Genomic DNA, 22,008 nt, shown 5'->3' on the forward strand with positions numbered 1-22,008 from the left:
CGCGCGGGGTCAGTCGAACACCTCGCCGGACTCAACACCCCAAAGCGCTGCACGCGGCAGCCAGCCTTGCAGGTCGTCTATGTCAATCTGGCACCACCCCGACTCGCAGCTTTGAAGGCTGCCGATCACCCCGCGCTCCAGCAGTGCAAGTTCGCGCGCGTCCGCATCCGGCTGGGCACGCAACGCGGTCATATCGGTGTTTATCAGCGCGGTCCGGACACCGGACAGAAGCGCATAGTGCATCCAGCCGCCCTGCCCGTCCATATCCTCGACCCGCCGCCAGTGTTCGAATTCCGCCGTCACCCTTAACGGCAGGTCGCGCCGTTTATAAACCCAGTCTATCCGGTGCGACAGGTCGGGGCCACGGCGGGCATTCCCTTCGCCAGCCTTGAGCGAGACGAAACGCGGCAAGGGCAGGTTCGTGACCGGCCCGCGCTGTTGTGCCAGCGACATCACCGGCAAAAGTATCGCCGCAACCGCCGCCGCCGTCATCGCGCGGATTCTGATTGTCTTCATATGCCTGCCGACCGGCCCGCATGGGCCAGCCCCTCTGGAAAAACTGCTGTCTGCTCGTGGCCACGCCTGCCGGAATATCAAAGCCGGTCTTGTCGCGCGCGCCGATAACAGGCAGTTTGCCACAACAGACCCGACACGCAAGAGATGAGCCCGCATCATGCCGAAATCCCGCCTGAGTGTTGTTGTTACGCGACGCCTGCCCGACGCCGTCGAAACCCGCCTGTCAGAGTTGTTCGACCTGCGCCTGAACGAGACCGACAGCCCCATGTCCCGTGACGCCCTGGTGGCGGCGGTGCGGGACTGCGACGTGCTGGTGCCGACGCTGACCGACAATATTGAAGCGGGATTGCTGGGTCAGGCCGGTGAGCGGTTGAAACTGATCGCAAATTACGGTGCGGGCGTCGACCATATCGACGTCGCCACCGCACGGCAGCGCGGCATTCTTGTCAGCAACACCCCCGGCGTGGTCACAGAGGACACAGCCGACATGACCATGGCGCTGATGCTGGCGGTCACACGGCAGATACCGGCAGGCTTGGCGCAAATGCAGTCGGGCGATTGGGCGGGCTGGCAGCCAATGGCCAATCTTGGCACGCGAATCGGCGGCAAACGGCTGGGTATTCTGGGCATGGGGCGGATCGGTCAGGCCGTGGCCCGGCGCGCCCGCGCCTTTGGAATGCAGATCCATTACCACAACCGGCGCCGGCTTAGGCCAGATGCCGAGGCCGCGCTAGAGGCCACCTATTGGGAAAGCCTTGACCAGATGGTCGCCCGGATGGATGTGATTTCCGTGAACTGTCCGCATACGCCCGCGACCTTTCACCTGCTCAACGCGCGGCGGCTGAAACTGCTCAAGCCATCGGCGATCATCGTCAACACCTCGCGCGGAGAGGTGGTGGACGAGAACGCGCTGACCCGCGGCCTGCGCGCCGGAGAGATCGCCGGGGCCGGGCTGGACGTGTTCGAACGCGGACGCCAGATCAATCCCCGCTTGCGCGAATTGCCCAATGTGGTCCTGTTGCCGCATATGGGATCGGCCACGCGCGAGGGGCGCGCGGAGATGGGCGAAAAGGTCATCATCAACATAAAGACCTTTGCCGATGGCCACCGCCCCCCCGATCTGGTTCTGCCGTCCATGCTGTAAGCGGCACCGCGCCTATATCACCGCGCCTATATCAACGACAGCCGTTCAACCGCCACGGGGTCGGGATAGGGACGGTAGAGGCCCACTTCTGCCCGGTCGATCATGCCATGCATTTGCGTATAGCTGCGCAGCGCATCATGATCGCCCTCTTCCAGATGGGCAAAAGCGCGGTCCATCTGCGCCATATCCACAAACTCCACCACGAGCATGAAATCGCCGAACCCGGCCCCGGCCAAACGCAACTTGCGCCGCGACAAATGCCAGCGCGCGACCTTGCCCGCGGTCTGCAACAGCCCGAACCACGTCGAAACCGCCTGCGCAAAGGCAAGTTCATTCGCGTTCGGCTTCAGATCTATTATGCAATGATAACTGGTCATCTTGTCCCGCGCAGCGCCTGTTCCGACACCAGCTTAGGCCGGATGCATGAACAAGTGCTTAATCGCGCAGGCTCGCCAGCCACAGCCCCGCCAGCGCAAATGACAGCACCGCGTTCCAACTGGCCATCGACAGGCCCATCAGCTCCCACGGCACCTCGTCGCAGCGGACCACCGGCGCAGCCATGATCTGGTCCAGCAATTCTTGCGCGCTCATCCCCGACAGGTCGCCGCCGGATGTGCAACTGGACGGGCCCTCCCACCAGCGCCGTTCTACGCCGGTGTGGTAAACCCCGATCGCCCCTGACCCCGCCGCGCCAAGCGCGCCCAGAAGCGCCCATGGCCCGGGCAGCACCAGCCCCGCGCCTGCCACCAGTGCGACCAAATGCGGCCAGCGCTGCCAGATGCACAAGGCGCAAGGCGCCATTCCGCCAATATACTGGAACGCAAGCGCCCCCAGCAACAACCCGGCCGAACCGGTCAGCGCCAAAAGCTGTAACTGTCGTGATCTGCTCACAGATACCTCACCGCGTAGAACCCGCCGATCAGCAACACCACGAAGACGATGAAGACAAGCCCCAGCCGCCGCTCGATAAAATCACGAATCGGTGCGCCGAATTTCCACAACAGGGCGGCGACAATGAAAAAGCGCAGAGCGCGCGCCACAATGGAGGCGACGATGAACACCGGCAACGACAACGCGGTCGCCCCCGACAGGATGGTGATAACCTTGTACGGGAAAGGCGTGACGCCCGCGATCAGCACGGCCCAAGCGCCCCATTCAGCATAACGCGCGGAAAACTCTGCGAAATACGCGTCCTTGCCGTAAAACTCCAACACCGGACGGCCCACCAGTTCGAACGCGCCAGCGCCAATCCAGTAGCCCAAAAGCCCACCCGCGACAGAGGCCACGGTCGCTATTGCGGCAATCAGGAACGCCCTTGAGGGTCGCGCGATGATCATCGGGATCATCAACACATCGGGCGGGATGGGAAACACAGAGGATTCGATGAAGGCGACAAATGCCAACACCCATAAAGCGTGGCGATGACTGGCCATTGCCAAGCACCAGTCATATAGTGATTTCAGCACCTTGCGGACCCTTCTTCATCTTGCTCAAAATACTCCGGGGTCCGGGGCAGCGCCCCGGTTATGACGCCGGCAGTGTCACGCCCATCACCTGCAATCCCCAGCGCACGATATCGGCCAGGACCGTGTCTGACGCCGTGTTGAACCCGTTGACAAGCGCCAGTGTTTCCGTGCCCTCGACCGGCACCGCGGCAGAAAAGACCTGCCGCGCCATCACCCGCGCGTCACTTTCGCGCACCATCCGCGCGGTCAGGCGCAGCCGGATCGTTGCGGCCTCTTCGCCGACCAGTTCGGCCTGAAAATCGGTGATCTCACTGATCAGGGCAAAATCGCCCACCGCACCCAGCGGGCGACGTCCGACATAGGACAACGCGCCGGTATCCTCGAACGCGCGCAGGGCCATGGTTTGCCACATTGCGGGCAATTCAGAGGCCCAGCGACCATCGGGCAGATACAGCGATTGCACGGCATTGGGCTTGACCAGAATGCGGTCCGTATCCAGTGCGCCAGAGGTCGTCGGTGGCTCTACGCTCAGCGCGCGCGACAGGCTGCGCGTGGCTTGCGGCAAGCCCGATGGCGCGCGCAATTCGTAAGCATCCAGCGGCGTTGATGCCTTGTTCAGCGCGGATATCGCACCGCAGCCAGAAATCAATAAAATACTTGAAAATACAATGGCTAGACGGGCAAACTTCATCTTCTGAACTCCGGTGTCTGGCTGTTGAGAAGCAAGCGCGCAGGATCGCTTTCCAGCTTGCGCGTCAGCCCGTCAAGATTGGCGATCAACCCGCGCGCTTCGCGGGCAAGTTGCGTAATGTTGGGCAGACCCGCGGAGGTGAAATCGCGCACCGGACCGGCGCTGTCACGCACCACTTGGCCCAGATCGTCAAAGGTGCGCGCAGCGCTTTCGGCGGTGGCGCGCAGCTCTGCCGTGACGGCGGGAATATCGGCAGAGACCGCATCCACCGCGGCACCCAGCCGGTCCAGCACATCGCGCAGATCGGTGGTGATTGCGGCAACATCTTCGTTGATGACCCTGTCAGCACCGATAAAGGCGCGCTCGGCAGCTTCCAACGCGCCCTCGCCCGTGTCCAGCGCGCGGTTGATCGCTTCGAGCGTGGCGTTGGCATTCCCGAAGGTTTCAGTCACTTGGTCAAGCGTTTGCAGGCCGGACGTGCTGAGCGCGTCGATGTTGCCCGACACGTTGCTAAGGTCTTTTCCGACCGTATCCACGACCGTGCGGACCTCTGCGGTGGCGGCGCGGATATCGGCCATGATGACCGGAAGATCGGTTTCCGCAATCGTCGCCACGCTATCGGCCGCGACCGTTGCGCGCGCGACCATCTCGCGGGCCTCAGTGACCAGAAGCGTGCCTTCTCCGCTGACCAGCGTTTCCACGCTGTCGGACATTTGCTCTACCGATTGCAGCGTGGTTTCCGCGCGCACCAGAAGCGGCTCTAGCAGCGCCAATGCGGGATCAAGCGCTTCCATCCGTTCTGTGGTCGCCCGGCCTGTGCGCGACAGGTCGGCGAACATGGTCGTTGCCTCTTGGCTGGCGGTTTCCAATTCCCCGCGCAGGGCCGTGGCATCGTCCCGCAGCTGTGCGACCATTTCGGTAAGATCACGGGCCACAAACTGATCTACGGTTTCCAACGTTTGTGTCCCGGTCTCGAACGCGATGCGGGCGTTGGTCGCAACCAAAGCACCCTCATCGACGGCAAATTGCAGGCTTTCCAATGTTGTTTCGGCCTGTAGCAGGATCGGCTCAAGATTATCTGCAAATTCTGCAAAGGTCACGGTCGCGGCTTGAACCGTGTCGGTAAACCCTGCGAAACTGTCTAGTGCGCGCGAAATCTCGCCCGATGATGTCTCTAGGTTTATCAATATATTCTGGACCCTTGAGCGGTTTTCCTCGCCCAAAAGCTGGTTGACCTGTTCGACAACCTGCAAGGCTTCGTCCAGAATGCGCGGCGCACCTTCGGTGAGCGACTGAATGGTCGAGCGCCCCGCTTGCAGTTCGGGCACATCCTCGCGGTTGTTGATGAGCGGCGCATCGGGGCTGCCAGCCGACAGCGCGATATAGGACACACCGGTAATGCCGGAGCTGTCGACCACGGCGACGGTATCGGCGCGCACCGGCGCATCGCGCTGCACTTCCAGCGAGACCAAGACAGTGCCATCCTGATCGGGCGACAGGCGAATATCGGTCACGCGCCCTACGGGCAGACCGGCAAAGCGCACATCCGCAGCGGGCGACAGTCCGGAAACGCTGTCGAATCGGACGTCGTAATAGGCATATTGCTGGTCGAACTGGACCTTGCCAAAGGCTAGGAAAAAGCCCATCACACCGAAAAAGCCCAGCAGTGCGAACACCCCGATCAGAACATAATTTGCCTTGGTTTCCATGGGTTAGCTGACCTTGTCCTTGGTGGCGATCGCGGCGCGCGCGCGCGGCCCGTGGAAGTATTCATGCACCCATGGGTGGTCGATCTCGAGCATCTCTTCCATCGTGCCAGTATACTTCACCCGCCGGTCAGCCAAAACCGCGATTCGGTCGCAGCAGGCGTGCAGGCTGTCCAGATCATGCGTGACCATGAACACGGTCAGCCCCATTGCGCGGCTAAGTCCGCGGATCAATTCGTCGAAAGCAGAGGCGCCGATCGGGTCCAGCCCCGCCGTGGGTTCGTCCAGAAACACGATTTCAGGGTCGAGTGCGAGCGCCCGCGCCAGCCCCGCGCGTTTGCGCATGCCGCCCGACAGTTCCGACGGGTAATTGTCACCCGCCTTGTAGGGCAGGCCCGACATGGCGATTTTCAGATCGGCCAGTTCGCGGCGCAATCCGGCATCCAGCCCGTCGATCGTGCGCATCGGCACTTCGACATTCTCGCGCACCGTCAGGCTGGAAAACAGTGCGCCATCCTGAAACATGACGCCCATGCGCTGGTCAATCGCGCGGCGCGCGGTTTCCGAGCAGTTCAGCGCGTCCTGACCGAAAATCTCTATGCTGCCCGCCTGCGGCGGACGCAGCCCTGCAATGCAGCGCAGCAGCACGGATTTGCCCGTGCCAGAGCCGCCGACCACGCCCAGCACTTCGCCGCGATGTACATCGAGGTCGAGATTGTCATGCACCACGTCCGCCCCGAAGGCGTTGCGCAAACCGCGGAGTTTTATGACCACATCGCGTGTCATCAGATATCCATCATCGCGAAAAAGACGGAAAACAGCGCATCGGCCAGAATAACCGCAAAAATCGCGCGGACCACGGCGGAGGAGGTCTGCGCGCCAAGGCTTTCGGCATTGCCGCGCACCTGCATACCGGCATGACAGCCGATCACGCCAATGATGATGGCAAAAACCGGCGCTTTGACAAACCCGACAAGCACATGGTTGGTGCCCGTCTCTTCCAGCAGGCGGGTCAGAAAGACGGCGGGCGAAATACCCAGTTCGATCCAGGACATAAGCGCGCCGCCGAACAGGCCCATGACATTGGCCACCAGCCCCAGAATGGGCAGCGTGATCAGCAGCGCCAGAATGCGCGGCACAAACAGCACCATGGCCGGATCAATCGCCAAGGTGCGCATGGCGTCGATCTCTTCGCGCATCTTCATGGACCCGATTGCGGCGGTAAAGCTGGACGCGGTGCGCCCCGCCACAATGATCGCGGTCAGCAAGATGCCCAGTTCGCGCAGGATCGAGATCGAAATCAGGTCCACGACGAAGATTTCTGCCCCGAACTGGCGCAACTGCACCGCGCCCTGAAAGGCCAGCACCACACCAATCAGGAACGACATGAGCGATACGATGGGAATCGCCCGCCATCCCACCTGATCGGCATGGTGCACCAACGCCGTCATCGGCAACTGACCGGGATGGCGGGCGATGCGGCCCAGACGCGCCAGAAACAAGCCCAGCATGTCAGTAATTTCTACAAGGAAACCGCCCGCATTGGCGACCATCCGCCCGATCCGTTCCAGGATCTGCGCAGCGGTCAATGGGTGGCGCGACGGGTCTGGCGGCTGCGGAATGGTCCCCGCCACACGGTCCAGCAGTGCCGCATGGTCGGGGCGCAGACCTGTCAGTTCCAGCGCGCCGGAATGGCTGTGCAACAAATAGGCCCCGGCCGTGTCCAGCCGTGTAAGCCCTGACAGGTCCAGCGCGCCTTGGGCGCGTGGCAGCTCTGCGGCCAGCGCTGATACGTTGCGCACCGTCAACACCCCAGACAACCGCCACACGCCGCCATCCCGCTCCAACACGGGAGAGGTTGTCACGGTTTCGGGGTCGGTTGCCACGGTCAAGACCTGTCCTTTGCAAAGGGTCCGAGTCGCCCTTGTGTATATAGGGCCAAGCGCCGCGCTGCCATGCCTGCCGCCGCTGTCAGACACGGGCTGCCGGGATTATCCGCAAATCTGGGCTTCATGGTGCCGGCAGAGGGACTTGAACCCCCGACCTTCGGTTTACAAAACCGCTGCTCTACCAACTGAGCTATGCCGGCGTGGGGCGGGATTTAGCCCAAAGGCTGCGCGGGCGCAATCGGGGATCGCAAGCGCAATGGCTAATCGCGTACGAAATGGCGCACGAAATTCGCCAACACCCGGCCTGACGCTTCCGTCTGCACGCCGTCACAGGCCGCGATCAGGCTGTCGGCTTGGGTCGGGTCGAAATAGCCCTTGTCCTTGTAGACGCGAATGCGCAGGGCGAAATTTGCACCATCGGCTTCGGGGTGGAACTGCGTGGCATAGATTCGGTCGCCATATCGCAGCATTTGGATGGGGCAGCGCGCCCCGTGCAGCAGGTGCACCGCACCCGCTGGCAAAGCGTCCATCGCCTCTTTATGGCCGACAAGCGCGGTCATTTGCTCCGGCACGCCCTCTAGCAAGGGGTCGCCCGCACTCTCGGGACGGCGCGTGCAGATGATCGGGCCGACAGGTTCGGAATGATGCTCTTGCGACACCGGCGCGCCCAGATACCGGCCCAGAATGCCAATGCCGTAGCAGCACCCCAGAAATGGCGTCCGGCTGTCGGCAATGCGCGGCATAAGACCAAGGATCTGCGCCTCTATCCGCGCCTCCATCGGGGTTTTGCGGTCGGGCGGGTCGCTGACACAGCCGGGGCCACCGCCAACGATCACGCCACTATAAGCCGCAAGGTCCAGATCTTCGGGCAGCGTCTCGCGCTCCAGCCGGATGCGGCGCACATCGCCTGCGGTCAGACGGGCACGCCGCAAAATGGCGGCGAACTCATCATCCGCAACATCAGCTTCGGGCCGTAACTGAATGATAATGAACGGTTTCATTCAGGCGGCCTATCCTCTCCAGAAGCGGGGCATCAACAAGACAAGAACGGCCAGCAGTTCCAGACGCCCCAGATACATGCCAAGGATCATCAGCCATTTGGCCGCAGTGGAAAACTGGTCAACCGCGCCCGTTGGCCCCACCTCTGGCCCATAAGCCGGTCCGACATTGCAAATCGCGGTCCAGGCGGCGGTCAGCGCCGTGCGCGTGTCCAACCCGGACAATGCCAAAGCAGCCGAAAGCAGCACAAAGGCCAATGCAAAGGCTGTGAACATTACGATCACGGAAGAGACAACATCCTCTTCCAGCCGTTTGCCGCCCAAGCGCAGCGCGATCACCTGATGCGGGCTTCCAAGTTGGCGCATCCGCAGCTTGATCGCTTCGAAAAGAACCAGAAAGCGGAACACCTTGATCGAACAACCGGTTGATGCCGTGCAGGCCCCGATGAAACCGACCAGCATGACCACCATCAATGGGAAATCACCCCAACCGGCCACATCCTCGCTGCCATAGCCGGTGCCGGTGAACAACGTGATCACATTGAACAGGGTGCCGCGCAACACATCCAAGAACGCGCCCTCGCCCGTGGCCATGCGGTACAGGATGACCACGGCCACCGCGTAGCCGATCCAGCGCAGGAACGCGCGCACCTGAACATCGCGCCACAAGGCCCAAGGATCGCCCCCCAGAAGCTGGATGTAGCGAATGAAGGGCAAACCGGCGAGCACCATGAAAAGCGCGCCGACATATTCCAGCGGCCCCTGAAATGCCGAAAAGGACTGGTCGGTGGTCGAAAACCCGCCCGTCGCAATCGTGGTCATGCCGTGGTTGAGCGCGTCAAAACCGCTCATGCCAAAGCCCATATACGCAATCACGGCAAAGAGCGTGAGCGAGATGTAGATCTGAAGCAGCCCGAGCGAGATATCATAGACCCGCGGCATCACCTTGCCGAGCGTGTCGAACCCTTCGGACTGGAAGTGCTGCATACCGCCGACGCGCAGCACCGGCAGAAAGACCAGCGCCACCACGACAATACCCAGCCCGCCCAGCCATTGCAGCATGGACCGCCACAGCAGAACCCCGCGCGGCATGTCATCCAGCCCCACGAACACCGTGGTGCCGGTCGTGGTCATGCCCGACAGCGCCTCGAAATAAGCATCGGTCCAGCCGACATTGGGCGCGCCGAACATGAATGGCATGGCCGCGAAACCGGGCAGGACCAGCCACAGACTGGTCGCCATCAGAAAGGACTGCCGACGGCCCAACCCCTGCCCCAGCGCGTTGCGGGTCGCCCCGGCCAGAACCGCGCCGACAAGGCAGGTCAGAAAGCTCCCTTCGGCAAATGCACGCCAGTTGGGATTGCCCGCGCTCAGATCCAGCGCCATGGGCAACAACATCAGCGCGCCCACTGTCAGGGTGAGCACGCCGATCAGGTATATGACAGGGCGCAGGTCCAACATAGCGCGCAGCCTTTGTCGCTGCGCGCCCGGCTGTCAAGCGCGCAATCGCCGCCGCGACCTAGCCGCAGTTTTTGTCGTGCTTAGCCAACATGAAACAGGCTCGCGAACAAGCGCGGGTCCAAGCTTTCGGACTCGAACGTGTCACCATGCGTCAGGACGCTGACGGCATCGTGACTGTGCAGGCTTTCCTGATGGCTGGCAACCACCCGAAAATCGCCGATGCGCGCATCGCCGTCGAGTTGCTCGCAAAAGCTGCGCGCGGCATCTTCCACGAAAATCGGGTTGGCCGCGTTCAACTCGGCAAAGGCCTGTTCGTCCTCGCGCTTGACCATGACCTGTGTTTCGGTGGGCACGGCGGCACGGCACAGGTCAATCAAATCCTCGAACCAAAGCTTGTTGCCGGGCAAAACCTGCACAGACACCCGCGCGACGGAACGCTGGGAATGCGGCGTCGCCAACTGCCCGCGCGTGGCGCGGGCATGTTCGCTCAGTTCCAGCGAACACGGGCAGGTCGAGGAATACACATAATCCAGATGCATGAAGGTCTGGCGCACGCCCGCGCGGTCCACTACTTCCATGGCGATATCGTAATACTGGTAGCCGTGCAGGCCAGAACGCAGGCTTTCCACCTTCACCGGAAAGCTGAACCGCATCATGATGCGGGCGTCGAAACTCTCCAGATCGGCCTTGTAATCCTCCAGTGCGGCGCGCACCACATCCGCGCTGAACGTGCGCTCTGCGTGGCCATAGAAGCTGCGCATGATGCGCGACATGTTGATGCCCTTCTTCTCGGCCTCCAGGCTGACGGACCCGGTGACAGAGGTTTCCAGCGTCAGATCACCATTGTCGCGGGTGTGATACCGGATGGGCAGCCGGAAATTCGAAATGCCAACATGCTGGATCGGGGCTTTTGCGCCCACGATCAGGCTGGCAGGGCCGTTCTGAAGGTCGGGCAGACCCGCTTTATACGCGGCATCCGCGCGAAACCCTTCTGGGTAATCGCGGTTCAGGTCGGGATAGCTGGTGGCGGGCAACAGGCTGGTTGCCGCCGCCTCGACCCGCGCGCGCGCATCGCCGGAAGCACCATCGGCAAAGCGGCGCAGGGTTTCCAGCGCGGCTTCGGCCTCTGCTTCCGATGGGGTCTGTTCTAGGCCTGGGACATGCACGTTCATCTTGGATCGTCCTTCCTGTCTGTCGGACCTAAAGGTAAGCGCCCAATCGTGCTTTTCCACTTTTTTCATGGCCGAGGCGCCCCTTTTCGCGACACCTTTCGCCTAGATCGCGCCAAGCGCGGCGCGTAGGTCCGCAATCAGGTCGGTTGCATCTTCCAGGCCGACGGATAGCCGGATCAGGCCGGGGGTTATCCCCAATAGTGCCTTCTGGTCGTCGGGAAGGCGCTGGTGCGTGGTGGTCGCCGGATGCGTCGCGATCGAACGCGCATCGCCAAGATTGTTGGATATCACGATAATATTCAGGGCATTCAGCAGCTTGAACGCCGCATCTTGTCCGCCTGCCACGTCCAGCGCCAGCACCGTGCCAAAACCGGACATCTGGTCGACGGCAATCGCGTGTTGCGGGTGATCGGGCAGCCCGGGATAGATTACCCGCGCCAACCGCGTATCATCCTGCAACGCTTCGGCAATGGCTTGGGCATTGGCGGCTTGCGCGCGCACGCGCAGGTCCAGCGTTGCCATTCCGTTCAGCATCACCCACGCGTTGAACGGCGAAAGCGCGCCGCCGGTGTGCTTCATATAGGGCTCGACCGTGCCGCGAATAAACTCGCGGGTTCCGCAGATCACGCCACCCAGCGCACGCCCCTGCCCGTCGATATGCTTGGTGGCGGAATAGATCACCACATCGGCCCCCATCTCTACGGCGCGGCTGAAAACGGGGGTGGCAAACACATTGTCCACCACCACCGTCGCGCCCACGGCATGGGCAATCTGCGCCACGCCGCGCAGGTCGATAACCTCTAGCGTGGGGTTGGACATGCTTTCCAGAAACACAGCCTTTGTGTCGGGCCGGACTGCGGCGCGCCACGCGTCCAGATCGGTGCCGTCGATAAAGGAAATCTCGACCCCGTAGCGGGCCAGAACGTTTTCCAGAATATACAGGCACGACCCGAACAGCGCCCGTGCCGCGACCACATGGTCGCCCGCGCGCAGCATTGCCATCAGCGCACCGGACACGGCGGCCATGCCAGAGGCGGTGGCGAACGCGTCTTCGCAGCCCTCTATGGCGGCAATGCGGTCTTCGAACGCGGCCACGGTCGGGTTGCCGTAGCGCGCATAAATGAACTCGTCCGGCCCTGCGCCCAGAAACCGCGCTTCGGCGGCTTCGGCTGTCGGGTAGACGAAGCCTTGTGTCATATAGATAGCCTCGGCCACCTCGCCATATTGGCTGCGGCGCGCGCCCTGATGCACGAGCTTCGTGCGTGTGTTCCAGTCTTGGCTCATGTCATTCCCCATCGGCCCTGCGGCCACGCAAAAACCCCCGAACCTGAAGCAGGTCGGGGGCTGGCCCAGACCTCTTTAGCGGTGTGATTAACGTGGCCCGCAATCGGGTGACAAATCGCCACGGTGCCGCAACTACGCGTCACACGGGGTGCATACCGCCAAGCGGCAGGCGCGTCAATCGCCGGTGCGGGGTTGGGTCAGGCCGGAAAACTCGGGAACATGGCCGTTGATGCGGCACGGGATGCCGATGGGGCATGTCGCGGAACAGGGGTGTAGACAGGGCGGGGACTGTCCCCCGCCCTGTATTCGATCAGTTCAGTGCCGCGTCGGTGATGGCATGGGTCCATGCACCTTCGGGCTGCTCGGTGATGACGGGGTCGGAGCCGCCTGCCAGAAGCGACGCCACCGTCCGCTCGTAATCCGCGACGTCAAGCGACCCGTTGGACCCTGCGGTCAGCTTGGCAACCTCACCCATCATGCGGATTTGATGCTGCTCGGTCTGCGCGCCGGTCTGGTCGTATTCCAACACGATCATCGCGGCATCTTCGGGGTTCTCCTCGGCCCATTTCCAGCCGCGCATGGACGCGCGCACAAAACGCTCCATCCGGTCAACAAAGGCCGGATCGGCAAGGTTCTCTTCCAGCACATACAGACCGTCTTCCAGTGTCGCGACGCCCTGATCCTCATACTTGAACAAGACCAGATCGTCGGGGGTCAGGCCCGCGTCGATGACCTGCCAGTATTCATTATAGGTCATGGTCGAAATGCAGGCCGCCTGCCCGTTCAGCAACGGGTCCACGTTGAAGCCCTGTCGCAGAACCTCGACCCCGGACTCGCCGCCATCGGTCGACAGGCCAAGCTGGCTCATCCAGCTCAGGAACGGGAATTCGTTGCCGAAGAACCAAACGCCAAGCGTGTTGCCCGCGAAATCGTCAATGGTTTCGATCCCGGCATCCTTGCGGCAGGTCAGCATCATGCCCGACGACTTGAACGGCTGGGCGATATTGACCATCGGAAGCCCCTTTTCCCGCGCAGCCAGCGCGGCGGGCATCCATTCGACGGTCACATCCGCGCCGCCCCCGGCCAGAACCTGCGTCGGTGCGATATCAGGACCGCCGGGCAGGATGGTGACGTTCAGGTCTTCTTCCTCGTAGAACCCGTTCTCGAGCGCGACATAGTAGCCCGCGAACTGGGCCTGCGTGACCCATTTGAGTTGAAGCGAGACATCATCGGCGGCCAGCGCCGTTCCCGCGACAAGCGACAGTGCCGCTCCGGTCAGTGTTGTTTTCAGTTTCATGGTCTTCCCCCTTGCTGGTTATGGTTTTAGTTGCGATGCGATGGGTGCCAGAATGTCACCCGGCGTTCGATCCACGCCATGACGCCATAAGCACTTGTGCCCACCATTGCTGCGACGGCAATTTCAGCCCAAACGAGATCAATCGACAAGCTGCCGACGGCGGTCGAGATACGAAAACCCATACCGCGGGTCGGAGAGCCGAAATATTCAGCAACTATAGCGCCGATCAGGGCCAATGTCGTGGCAATCTTCAATCCGTTGAAGATGAACGGCATGGCGGCAGGCAAGCGCAGCTTGAACAGCGTCTGGGTATAGCTGGCCGCGTAGGTGCGCATCAGGTCGCGTTGCATCGCCTCGCTGCTCTTCAGGCCCTGCACCGTGTTTACCAGAATCGGGAAAAAGACCATCACGACCACAACCGCCGCCTTCGATTGCCAGTCGAACCCGAACCAGTTGACCATGATCGGGGCAACACCCACGATGGGCAGGGCGGCAAGGAAATTGCCGATGGGCAGCAGGCCCCGTGTCAGAAACGCCGAGCGGTCGATGGCGATGGCGCATAAAAACGCCGCCACCGCCCCGATGGCAAAGCCGCGGAACGCGCCCTTCACCACGGTTTGTACGAAATCGGTCCAGAGTATGTCGAGAGAGGTCGCAAACGTCTGCGCCACAAGACTGGGTGGCGGCAGGATCACCTGACTGACATCCAGACCCTGTACGATGCCTTCCCACAAAACCAGCAAGGTCACGCCGAACAGAACCGGCACGATAATCCGCACGGCACGCGTGTCCCGCCAGCGCGAATTGGCCAGCCAGATGTTGCAGCCCCAAGCCGCGATCCAGAACACCAAGGCAAGGACAAGGGCCGTCATGCGCGCGCTCCCATCCGTCCCAGCGCCAAGCGTTGCACCAGATCAAGCAGCGTCACCAGAAGGCCCGCAAGGATGGCAGCGGCGAACAGGGCTGACCAGATGGCCAGCGGCGTGCCGAACTGATCGCCGATCAGGATGCGCGCGCCCAAGCCGGAAATGGCCCCTGTCGGCAACTCTCCGACGATTGTGCCGACCAGCGCCGCCGCAACCCCGACCTTGAGCGACGTGAACAGAAATGGCAAAGACGCCGGCAGGCGCAGTTTGAAAAAGCTCTGCCAGCCATTGGCGTCATAGGTTTTCAGAAGGTCTAGCTGGCTGGTTTCGGGCGCCCGTAGCCCTTTGACCATGCCGACCAGAACCGGAAAGAAACACAGATAGGCCGAGATGATCGCTTTCGGCAGCCCCCGTCCCTCGACCCCCAGTTGCGATGATACAACGATGATCATGGGGGCCAAGGCGACGATGGGAATGGTCTGGCTGATGATCGCCCAAGGCATCAGGCTCATATCCGCGACCCGGCTGTAGACAATTGCGACCGCCCCAAGAATGCCGACCGCCGTGCCCAGCGCAAACCCCCACAGCGTGGAGTGCAGCGTGATCCATGCGTGATAGATAAGCGAACGCTTGGACCAAGCGCGGCCATTAAGCGCCATCTCGCCGGTGGTTTTCCACAACTCCTGCCCGACCTGCGCAGGCGTCGGCAGACGCGGGCGGTCAAGCTGGTAGCCTGCGCGGACATGGTCGCGATTATCCGCCATCAAACGCCATGCGGGCACCGCACGCCGCTCGACCGACCCTTCGGGCACGATGTCAGCCCCTGCCCGTTCGGCCTGATCCAGCGCCACGCGGATATTCATGGGCGCGACCGACAGATACCAGAGCACCAGAATGCCGCCCAGCACCGTCAGGATCGGCAACAGGTTACGCATGGGCGCCACCTGCCCCGGACGTGATCCGGGGCCTCGCGTGTCGAAGCTGGGCCGCAAGGCCCCGGCTCAAGGCCGGGGCGGGAATCGCACAGGCCCTAGTCATAGCTATGCCCCGCGCGCAGCCCTTCGCGCACCCGGTGTGACAATGCCAGAAATTCCGGCGATTCGCGCAGATCCAGCGGGCGCTCGCGCGGAAGCGTGCTGTCGATCACATCGCTGATCCGCCCCGGTCGCGGGCTCATCACCACGATCTTGGTCGACAGGTAGACCGCTTCGGGGATGGAATGCGTGACAAACGCCACGGTCTTGCCGGTCTTGGCCCAGAGCTTCAGAAGTTGCTCATTCAGGTGGTCGCGGACGATTTCGTCCAACGCGCCGAACGGTTCGTCCATCAACAGGATATCCGCATCAAACGCCAGTGCGCGCGCGATAGAGGCCCGCTGCTGCATCCCCCCCGAAAGCTGCCACGGAAATTTCTTTTCGAACCCGTCAAGCTCGACCAGTTTCAGCACATGCTGCACGCGGTCGACCATGTCGGACTTCGCGTAGCCCATAATTTCCAGCGGCAGGCGGATATTGCCGCCGATCGTGCGCCAGGGATACAGCCCCGCGCTTTGGAACACATAGCCATAGGCGCGCTTCCGGCGGGCCTCATCCGGGGCCATGCCATTAACGCTCAGTGTGCCCGCGGTCGGTGTCTCCAACCCCGCGATGCACCGCAGGAAAGTCGTCTTGCCGCACCCCGACGGCCCGATGAAAGAGACGAAATCGCCCTTGTCGATTGTCAGGTCCACGTCTTTCAGCGCATGGACCGGGCCATCATTGGTCTGGAAGGTCAGCGACAGGTTCTCCGCTGAAATAACTGCACTCATGCCGGGACTTTCATTGCATCAAGGGCCGCGTCAATTTGGGCTATGATGTCATGGGACAAAGGCTGCAACGGACGTGGAAGCGGGGCGGGACCAAGCCCCAAAAGATCCAGAATATGCGGGGCAACACGAATTGCACCATAGGTTTTGAACACTTCCCAAAGCGCGGCTGCCTTGGCATGTTCAGCACATAGGCGCGTATCGTCGCCGCGCGCGCTCCAGATCGCAAGCGCCAAATCCGGCAAGACCCCGGCAATGACGGAATACCAAGCATCCGCGCCTGCCCCAAGCGGGACATGGATAAGCGCATCACCTGAATAGCCAATGACAAAGCCATCATGAGTCTTGCGGCGCAAAAACGCGATCTGGGCCTGTGCCGCAGCCGACGTCGCGGGGGCCGGGTTCTTTACAGCCACCACCTGCGGATTGGCGGCAAGCGTCGCGACAAGATCCTCGCTGATGGTGAAATGCGTCGTGCCCGGATTGTTGTACAGGCATATGGGCAGCGCAGACACCGCCGTGACATCCGCAACCAGCCCGGCGAAATCTGCATCGCTCAGGGGTAGGTAAGACACCGGGGCCAGCAAAGCGGCGGCGGCACCTGCGCGCTCTGCTGCGCGCACATGGCTGACCACATCAGACGTCCGGAGCGCGCCAACCCCGGCCAGAACCGGAATATTGCCGGCGGCTTCAACCGCCGCAGAGATCGCACGCGCGCGTTGGTCGGCGCTCAGATACATATAGCTTCCGGTCGAGCCGAGAACCCCGATGGAGTCCACGCCAGAGCCAGCAAGCCGGGCGACCAATCGACCAAGATGATCGGTGTCAACCACCCCATCCTGATCCATTGGCGTCAGCGGGAATGCCGACAAACCGGACAGCATCACACCCCCGTCGCGGGAATTCCCGTCCGTTGCACGGGGCGCGGGGCTGTCAGGTCTTTCCACGTGCTCAGCGCGCGGTTTGTCACACCGTTTCCGGCGCGCTTGACGAACTGGCCGTGGCCTTCCTGCGTGCGCACCTCGCCGTCATGAATGGCGACCTGCCCGCGTGTCAGCGTGAAGCGCGGCAGGCCTTTCACCTCTTTGCCCTCGAACACATTGTAATCAATGGCAGATTGCTGCGCGCTTGCGCTGATTGTCTTAGTCTTGGCCGGATCCCAGACGACGATATCGGCATCCGCGCCCACGGCAATCGCACCTTTGCGCGGGTAGCAATTGAGGATCTTGGCGATATTGGTCGACGTGACGGCCACGAACTCGTTCATCGTCAGCCGCCCGGTTTCGACCCCGTGTGTCCAGAGCATTGGCATCCGGTCTTCCAGCCCGCCGGTGCCATTGGGAATCTTGGTGAAATCACCAACACCGTAGCGCTTCTGCTCGGTGGTAAAGGCGCAATGATCCGTGGCGACAACCGAGAGCGACCCGGATTGCAGCCCGGCCCACAGGCTGTCCTGATGCTGCTTGTTGCGGAAAGGTGGCGACATCACGCGGCGCGCGGCATGGTCCCAATCGGGGTTGAAATACTCGCTGTCATCCAGCGTCAGGTGCTGGATCAGGGGCTCGCCCCAGACACGCTTTCCTTGCTGGCGCGCGCGGCGGATGGCCTCGTGGCTTTCCTCGCAAGAGGTGTGGACAACGTAGAGCGGCACACCTGCCATATCGGCGATCATGATGGCGCGGTTGGTGGCCTCGCCCTCGACCTGCGGCGGGCGGGAATAAGCATGCGCCTCTGGCCCGGTATTGCCCGCCGCCTTCAGCTTGGCCGCAAGTTCGGCCACCACATCGCCGTTTTCGGCATGGACCATGGCAATCCCGCCCAATTCCGACAGACGGTTGAACGAGGAATAAAGTTCGTCATCATTCACCATCAACGCGCCTTTGTAGGCGAGGAAATGCTTGAACGTGTTGATCCCGCGCTCTTCGATCACGGTTTTCATGTCGTTGAACACCTGCTCGCCCCACCATGTCACGGCCATGTGGAACGAATAATCGCAATTCGCGCGGGTGGATTTGTTGTCCCAGCGCTTGATCGCATCAAGCAGGCTTTCGCCCTGGTTGGGCAGACAGAAATCCACCACCATCGTCGTGCCGCCCGCCAGCGCCGCGCGGGTGCCGGATTCGAAATCATCGGTCGAATAGGTGCCCATGAAGGGCATTTCCAGATGCACATGCGGGTCAATTCCGCCGGGCATGACATAGGCGCCGGTGGCGTCAAGTGCTGTATCGCCCGTCAGGTTCGGGCCGATCTGGGCGATCTTGCCACCCTCGATCAGCACATCGGCCTTGTAGGTCAGGTCATGCGTGACGATGGTGCCGTTCTTGATGACTGTGGTCATGGGGTGCCTCCTCTACGGCACCCGCCCCGGACTTGATCCGGGGCCTTGCGCCCCGCTAGTCTGGTATGGCGTGTGCCATGTCTTTCCAGTTTTGGTTGAACTCGGTAATCAGAGCAATCTTCCAGCCGCGCCGCCAACGTTTGATCGCGCGCTCTCGACGCAACGATTGCTCGAAGTCGTCGTGCGGTTCGAACCAGACAAGTGTCTTGATGTTGTACTTGGCCGTATGCGTGCTCAGCCCAGCACGATGGGCCGCGACGCGACGCTGCAAATCGGTTGTGCGGCCCGTGTAGAGCGCACCGCCGGGACGAGAGGCCATGATGTAGACGTAATGCGACATGGCGGAAGCATGGCGCACCGAGGTTAATAAACCTTGAAGCCCGCCCCGGCCTTGAGCCGGGGCCTCTTGTCCAAATTTCCCCTGCCAGCAAGCTTGGCGCAAGGCCCCGGCTCAAGGCCGGGGCGGGCTGCGTTCCTTGGGTGCTCACTCCACAATCTCCGCCGTGTTCAGCACCGCGTGCAATAGCACATCGGTGCCCGCTTTCGCCCAGTCCTTGGTGATATCCTCGGCCTCGTTATGCGACAATCCGTCGACGCAAGGGCACATGATCATCGCAGTTGGTGCCACATCGTTGATCCAGCAGGCGTCATGCCCCGCGCCCGAGACGATGTCCATGTGGCTGTAGCCCAGTTCCTCGGCCGCCGCCCGCACGGCCGCGACACAGCCTTCGTCAAACGCGGGCGGGTCGAACTGGCCGACGATATGGCAATCGAACTCCACCCCGATCTCGTCACAAAGCTTCGGCGCGCGCTCCATCAACTCGGCCACCATGGCGTTCAGCTTGTCCAGAATATGTGTGCGCATATCGACCGTGAACACGGCTTTGCCGGGGATGATGTTGCGCGAATTGGGGTAGACGTCGATATGCCCGATCGCGCCAACGGCACCGGGTTGGTTCGCCATCGCGATCTCGTGCACCAGTTCCGTCACCAGCGCCAACCCGCGCCCCGCGTTCTTGCGCATATGCATCGGCGTTGACCCGGTATGGCTTTCCTTGCCCGTCACCGTGCATTCGATCCAGCGCAGCCCCTGACCGTGGGTTACGACGCCGACATCCTTGCCCTCGGCCTCCAGAATCGGCCCTTGTTCGATATGCAACTCGAACATGGCATGCATCTTGCGCGTGCCGACCGGCTCCTCGCCAACCCAGCCAATGCGCTTCAACTCGTCGCCAAAGCTTTTGCCCTCGGCATCAACCCGGTCATACGCCCAAGCCTGCGTGTGCTTGCCGATAAACACCCCCGAGGACAGCATGGCGGGCGCGAAGCGTGTGCCTTCCTCGTTGGTCCAGTTGACGATGACGATGGGGTGCTTGGTTTGTATGTCCAGATCGTTCAGCGTGCGCACAACTTCCAGACCGCCCAGAACCCCCAGAACCCCATCATACTTGCCGCCCGTAGGCTGGGTATCCAGATGGCTGCCCATATAGACCGGCAGCGCGTTTGGGTCGGTGCCGGGCCGCGTTGCGAACATATTGCCCATCGTATCGACGCCCATGGTCAGGCCTGCCGCGTCACACCATGACTGGAACAATGCGCGACCTTCGGCATCGGCGTCGGTCAGCGTCTGGCGATTGTTGCCGCCGGCGATACCGGGGCCGATCTTGGCCATCTCCATCAGGCTGTCCCAGAGCCGCTCCGGATCTATGCGGAAATTCTGGCCGTTGCGCATGTCTTGTCCCTCTTGGCAGGTGAGATTCCGTTACCGGCGTCACTGGCTTTGGCAAGCGTGGGCCAGCACTTGGCCTCAGGTCAACAATTTTTGACCATTTGGACAGAAAAATACTGCAAGGTCGTGTGAAATGGTTGAATGCTGCTCTCAACTTGGGCAGCTTGAATTGGAAAGGCGACAGCACGCATGAACAGCCCCCGCAAGGTGACCCGCATCCAGCGCCAGAAACGCGAAGTCATTCTGGCGGCCGCGCTGGAGGCTTTTGCCGAAGACGGCTTGCGCGGCGCGACACTGGAGAAAATCGCCGACAAGGCCGGCATGTCAAAGCCGCATGTTGTCTATTATTTCGGCAGCAAAGACGCGATCTACACGGAGCTTTTGCAAAGCCTGCTGGAGGTTTGGGTGCAGCCTCTGCGCGACCTGTCCGAGGATGCGGACCCTCTGGCCGCAATCTTGACCTACATGCGGCGAAAGCTACGGATGAGCCAAGACATGCCGCGCGAAAGCAAAATGTTCGCGACAGAGATCCTGCACGGTGCCCCGCGTATGCGCCCGCAACTGTCGGGCGACCTGAAGGCGCTGGTCGATGACAAGGCGGCCCTGATCGCTGGCTGGAGCGCCGAGGGCAAGATTGCCAAGATCGACCCGCATCACCTGATCTTCTCGATCTGGGCAATGACACAGCACTATGCGGATTTCGACATTCAGGTCGAGGCGGTGCTGGGCCCAGACCGCAAAGCAGGCCTCTATGACGAGGCGGATGCGTTTCTTACGGAGTTTTTCGTGCGGGCACTTCGACCCTGAGCAGCATCAGCAATGCAATCAACGTGGCCGCGATGCCGAACAGGATCGGGCTTGCGGGCCAACGTCCGGCGCTGATGTCCCACGCCACAACCCACGTCGGCACAAGGTAGGTATAGGCCATGACCTTGGCGGGCGGCAGGCGTTTGGATGCGTATTGCAGCAGGAAAAAGGTCAGCGCTGTTGTGACAATGGCAAGATAGGCCAGCACCCACCAGACGCGCGCGGGCAGGTCCAGAAACGGCGTGATCATGGCTTCTGGCGCGGCATAGACCCATGTGACCAAAAGCGCACCAACCGTTGTCCCGAACGAAGATTGCAGCGGCGACACGTCTTGGCAATAGCGGCGCAACAGGGCGGGCACGGCGGCATGGGCGAGCGCGCCGAAAAAGAAGATCGCCTCGCCCGTGCCGATCTCGAACCTCAACAATGCGGCAAGGTCGGCACGGAAAATGACCCAGACTGCCCCCGCCGCCCCGATCAGCAGCGCCGCCAAAACCCAAGGCCCGGTATTGTGGCGCAGGATCAGCCAGCCATACCCTGCGGCCATAAGCGGGGTCAGCGTAAACACGGCGGCGGTGGATACCGCTGTAGTGCGCGCCAAAGCCTCGAACATGGTGATGAAGTAGATCGCCATCAGCGCGCCCACCAAGGCAAAGCGCCAGAACCGCGCCCAGACCGGGGCCACACGCAACCATAGCAGCAGACCCCACAACATAAACGCCGCGACGGCGAAGCGCAGGGCCATCAGCACACCGGGGTCGATATCGCCAGCAATGAAATGCCCGAAGAAGAAACTGAGCGAGACCAGCAGCGAAAACAGCAGCATCGCCGCATGGCCTT

The 22,008-nt window shown here is 62.0% G+C and carries 22 protein-coding genes, 1 tRNA gene, 1 pseudogene and 1 riboswitch; of the genes and pseudogenes, 2 read left to right on the plus strand and 22 right to left on the minus strand.

The window, feature by feature from the left end; all coding sequences use genetic code 11:
• Positions 1 to 9: 9 nt before the first annotated feature.
• Positions 10 to 516 carry an SH3 domain-containing protein gene (locus ROE7235_RS02640; RefSeq protein ID WP_121093103.1) on the minus strand — a complete coding sequence of 169 codons (507 nt, stop codon included), beginning with the start codon at positions 514 to 516 and terminating at the stop codon, positions 10 to 12.
• Positions 517 to 673: 157 nt separating this feature from the next.
• Between ROE7235_RS02640 and ROE7235_RS02645 the strand changes: the two genes are divergently transcribed.
• Entirely contained in the window at positions 674 to 1,660 is a 987-nt protein-coding gene (locus tag ROE7235_RS02645; protein ID WP_121093104.1) for a 2-hydroxyacid dehydrogenase, read from the plus strand.
• Positions 1,661 to 1,686: 26 nt separating this feature from the next.
• On the opposite strand, the gene ROE7235_RS02650 is transcribed toward ROE7235_RS02645, so the two are convergent.
• The 20 genes and pseudogenes from ROE7235_RS02650 to ROE7235_RS02745 all read right to left on the minus strand — a co-directional run bounded on the left by ROE7235_RS02650 (position 1,687) and on the right by ROE7235_RS02745 (position 20,364).
• Positions 1,687 to 2,037, minus strand: coding sequence for a DUF6614 family protein (locus ROE7235_RS02650; protein ID WP_121093105.1), 351 nt, complete (start codon positions 2,035 to 2,037; stop codon positions 1,687 to 1,689).
• A 58-nt stretch (positions 2,038 to 2,095) separates the two neighbouring features.
• Complete coding sequence (locus ROE7235_RS02655) at positions 2,096 to 2,551, minus strand: disulfide bond formation protein B (protein WP_121093106.1); 456 nt, start codon at positions 2,549 to 2,551, stop codon at positions 2,096 to 2,098.
• Positions 2,548 to 3,126, minus strand: a complete 579-nt coding sequence (locus ROE7235_RS02660; RefSeq protein ID WP_121093107.1) for a YqaA family protein — start codon at positions 3,124 to 3,126, stop codon at positions 2,548 to 2,550. The genes ROE7235_RS02655 and ROE7235_RS02660 overlap by 4 nt, the downstream gene beginning before the upstream one ends.
• A 58-nt stretch (positions 3,127 to 3,184) precedes the next feature.
• Positions 3,185 to 3,817, minus strand: coding sequence for an ABC-type transport auxiliary lipoprotein family protein (locus ROE7235_RS02665; protein WP_121093108.1), 633 nt, complete (start codon positions 3,815 to 3,817; stop codon positions 3,185 to 3,187).
• 1,376 nt (positions 3,818 to 5,193) lie between these two features.
• Positions 5,194 to 5,526: pseudogene (locus ROE7235_RS20915) on the minus strand (MlaD family protein); the annotation flags it as partial.
• 3 nt (positions 5,527 to 5,529) lie between these two features.
• A complete protein-coding gene (locus ROE7235_RS02675; RefSeq protein WP_121093110.1) occupies positions 5,530 to 6,309 on the minus strand; it encodes an ABC transporter ATP-binding protein in 780 nt (259 codons plus the stop codon).
• On the minus strand, positions 6,309 to 7,409 hold the full coding sequence (locus ROE7235_RS02680) for an ABC transporter permease (protein WP_370743419.1): 1,101 nt from the start codon (positions 7,407 to 7,409) through the stop codon (positions 6,309 to 6,311). The genes ROE7235_RS02675 and ROE7235_RS02680 overlap by 1 nt, the downstream gene beginning before the upstream one ends.
• Positions 7,410 to 7,536: 127 nt before the next feature.
• Positions 7,537 to 7,612: transfer RNA gene (locus ROE7235_RS02685), tRNA-Thr, on the minus strand.
• 60 nt (positions 7,613 to 7,672) lie between these two features.
• A complete protein-coding gene (locus tag ROE7235_RS02690; RefSeq protein ID WP_121093112.1) occupies positions 7,673 to 8,413 on the minus strand; it encodes a glutamine amidotransferase in 741 nt (246 codons plus the stop codon).
• Between the two features lie 9 nt (positions 8,414 to 8,422).
• Positions 8,423 to 9,871 (minus strand): TrkH family potassium uptake protein, encoded by a 1,449-nt coding sequence (locus tag ROE7235_RS02695; protein ID WP_121093113.1) that lies wholly within the window; start codon positions 9,869 to 9,871, stop codon positions 8,423 to 8,425.
• 80 nt (positions 9,872 to 9,951) lie between these two features.
• The gene (gene folE2, locus ROE7235_RS02700) at positions 9,952 to 11,043 is read right to left on the minus strand and encodes a GTP cyclohydrolase FolE2 (RefSeq protein ID WP_121093114.1); all 1,092 of its coding nucleotides are present in this window, start codon (positions 11,041 to 11,043) and stop codon (positions 9,952 to 9,954) included.
• 102 nt (positions 11,044 to 11,145) lie between these two features.
• Positions 11,146 to 12,327 (minus strand): O-succinylhomoserine sulfhydrylase, encoded by a 1,182-nt coding sequence (gene metZ / locus ROE7235_RS02705; protein WP_121093149.1) that lies wholly within the window; start codon positions 12,325 to 12,327, stop codon positions 11,146 to 11,148.
• 54 nt (positions 12,328 to 12,381) lie between these two features.
• Positions 12,382 to 12,459, minus strand: a riboswitch (SAM riboswitch).
• A gap of 178 nt (positions 12,460 to 12,637) precedes the next feature.
• Entirely contained in the window at positions 12,638 to 13,624 is a 987-nt protein-coding gene (locus ROE7235_RS02710; RefSeq protein WP_370743415.1) for an ABC transporter substrate-binding protein, read from the minus strand.
• Positions 13,625 to 13,650: 26 nt separating this feature from the next.
• Complete coding sequence (locus ROE7235_RS02715) at positions 13,651 to 14,496, minus strand: ABC transporter permease (protein ID WP_121093115.1); 846 nt, start codon at positions 14,494 to 14,496, stop codon at positions 13,651 to 13,653.
• Positions 14,493 to 15,425, minus strand: a complete 933-nt coding sequence (locus ROE7235_RS02720) for an ABC transporter permease (protein ID WP_121093151.1) — start codon at positions 15,423 to 15,425, stop codon at positions 14,493 to 14,495. The genes ROE7235_RS02715 and ROE7235_RS02720 overlap by 4 nt, the downstream gene beginning before the upstream one ends.
• Positions 15,426 to 15,520: 95 nt before the next feature.
• Positions 15,521 to 16,297, minus strand: a complete 777-nt coding sequence (locus tag ROE7235_RS02725; RefSeq protein ID WP_121093116.1) for an ABC transporter ATP-binding protein — start codon at positions 16,295 to 16,297, stop codon at positions 15,521 to 15,523.
• Positions 16,294 to 17,178, minus strand: a complete 885-nt coding sequence (locus ROE7235_RS02730) for a dihydrodipicolinate synthase family protein (RefSeq protein WP_121093117.1) — start codon at positions 17,176 to 17,178, stop codon at positions 16,294 to 16,296. Before ROE7235_RS02730 ends, ROE7235_RS02725 begins: the two co-directional genes overlap by 4 nt.
• On the minus strand, positions 17,178 to 18,632 hold the full coding sequence (hydA, locus tag ROE7235_RS02735) for a dihydropyrimidinase (protein WP_121093118.1): 1,455 nt from the start codon (positions 18,630 to 18,632) through the stop codon (positions 17,178 to 17,180). The genes ROE7235_RS02730 and hydA overlap by 1 nt, the downstream gene beginning before the upstream one ends.
• Positions 18,633 to 18,687: 55 nt before the next feature.
• Positions 18,688 to 18,972, minus strand: a complete 285-nt coding sequence (locus tag ROE7235_RS02740) for a GIY-YIG nuclease family protein (protein WP_121093119.1) — start codon at positions 18,970 to 18,972, stop codon at positions 18,688 to 18,690.
• Positions 18,973 to 19,116: 144 nt separating this feature from the next.
• On the minus strand, positions 19,117 to 20,364 hold the full coding sequence (locus ROE7235_RS02745; protein ID WP_121093120.1) for a Zn-dependent hydrolase: 1,248 nt from the start codon (positions 20,362 to 20,364) through the stop codon (positions 19,117 to 19,119).
• Between the two features lie 186 nt (positions 20,365 to 20,550).
• On the opposite strand from ROE7235_RS02745, the gene ROE7235_RS02750 reads away from it, so the two are divergent.
• Complete coding sequence (locus ROE7235_RS02750; RefSeq protein WP_121093121.1) at positions 20,551 to 21,168, plus strand: TetR family transcriptional regulator C-terminal domain-containing protein; 618 nt, start codon at positions 20,551 to 20,553, stop codon at positions 21,166 to 21,168.
• Here the strand turns inward: ROE7235_RS02750 and ROE7235_RS02755 are convergent.
• A complete protein-coding gene (locus ROE7235_RS02755; RefSeq protein WP_183073288.1) occupies positions 21,134 to 21,994 on the minus strand; it encodes a DMT family transporter in 861 nt (286 codons plus the stop codon). The genes ROE7235_RS02750 and ROE7235_RS02755 overlap by 35 nt on opposite strands.
• Positions 21,995 to 22,008: the final 14 nt, after the last annotated feature.

This window comes from Roseinatronobacter ekhonensis (genome assembly GCF_900499075.1).
GTDB classification, from domain to species: domain Bacteria; phylum Pseudomonadota; class Alphaproteobacteria; order Rhodobacterales; family Rhodobacteraceae; genus Roseinatronobacter; species Roseinatronobacter ekhonensis.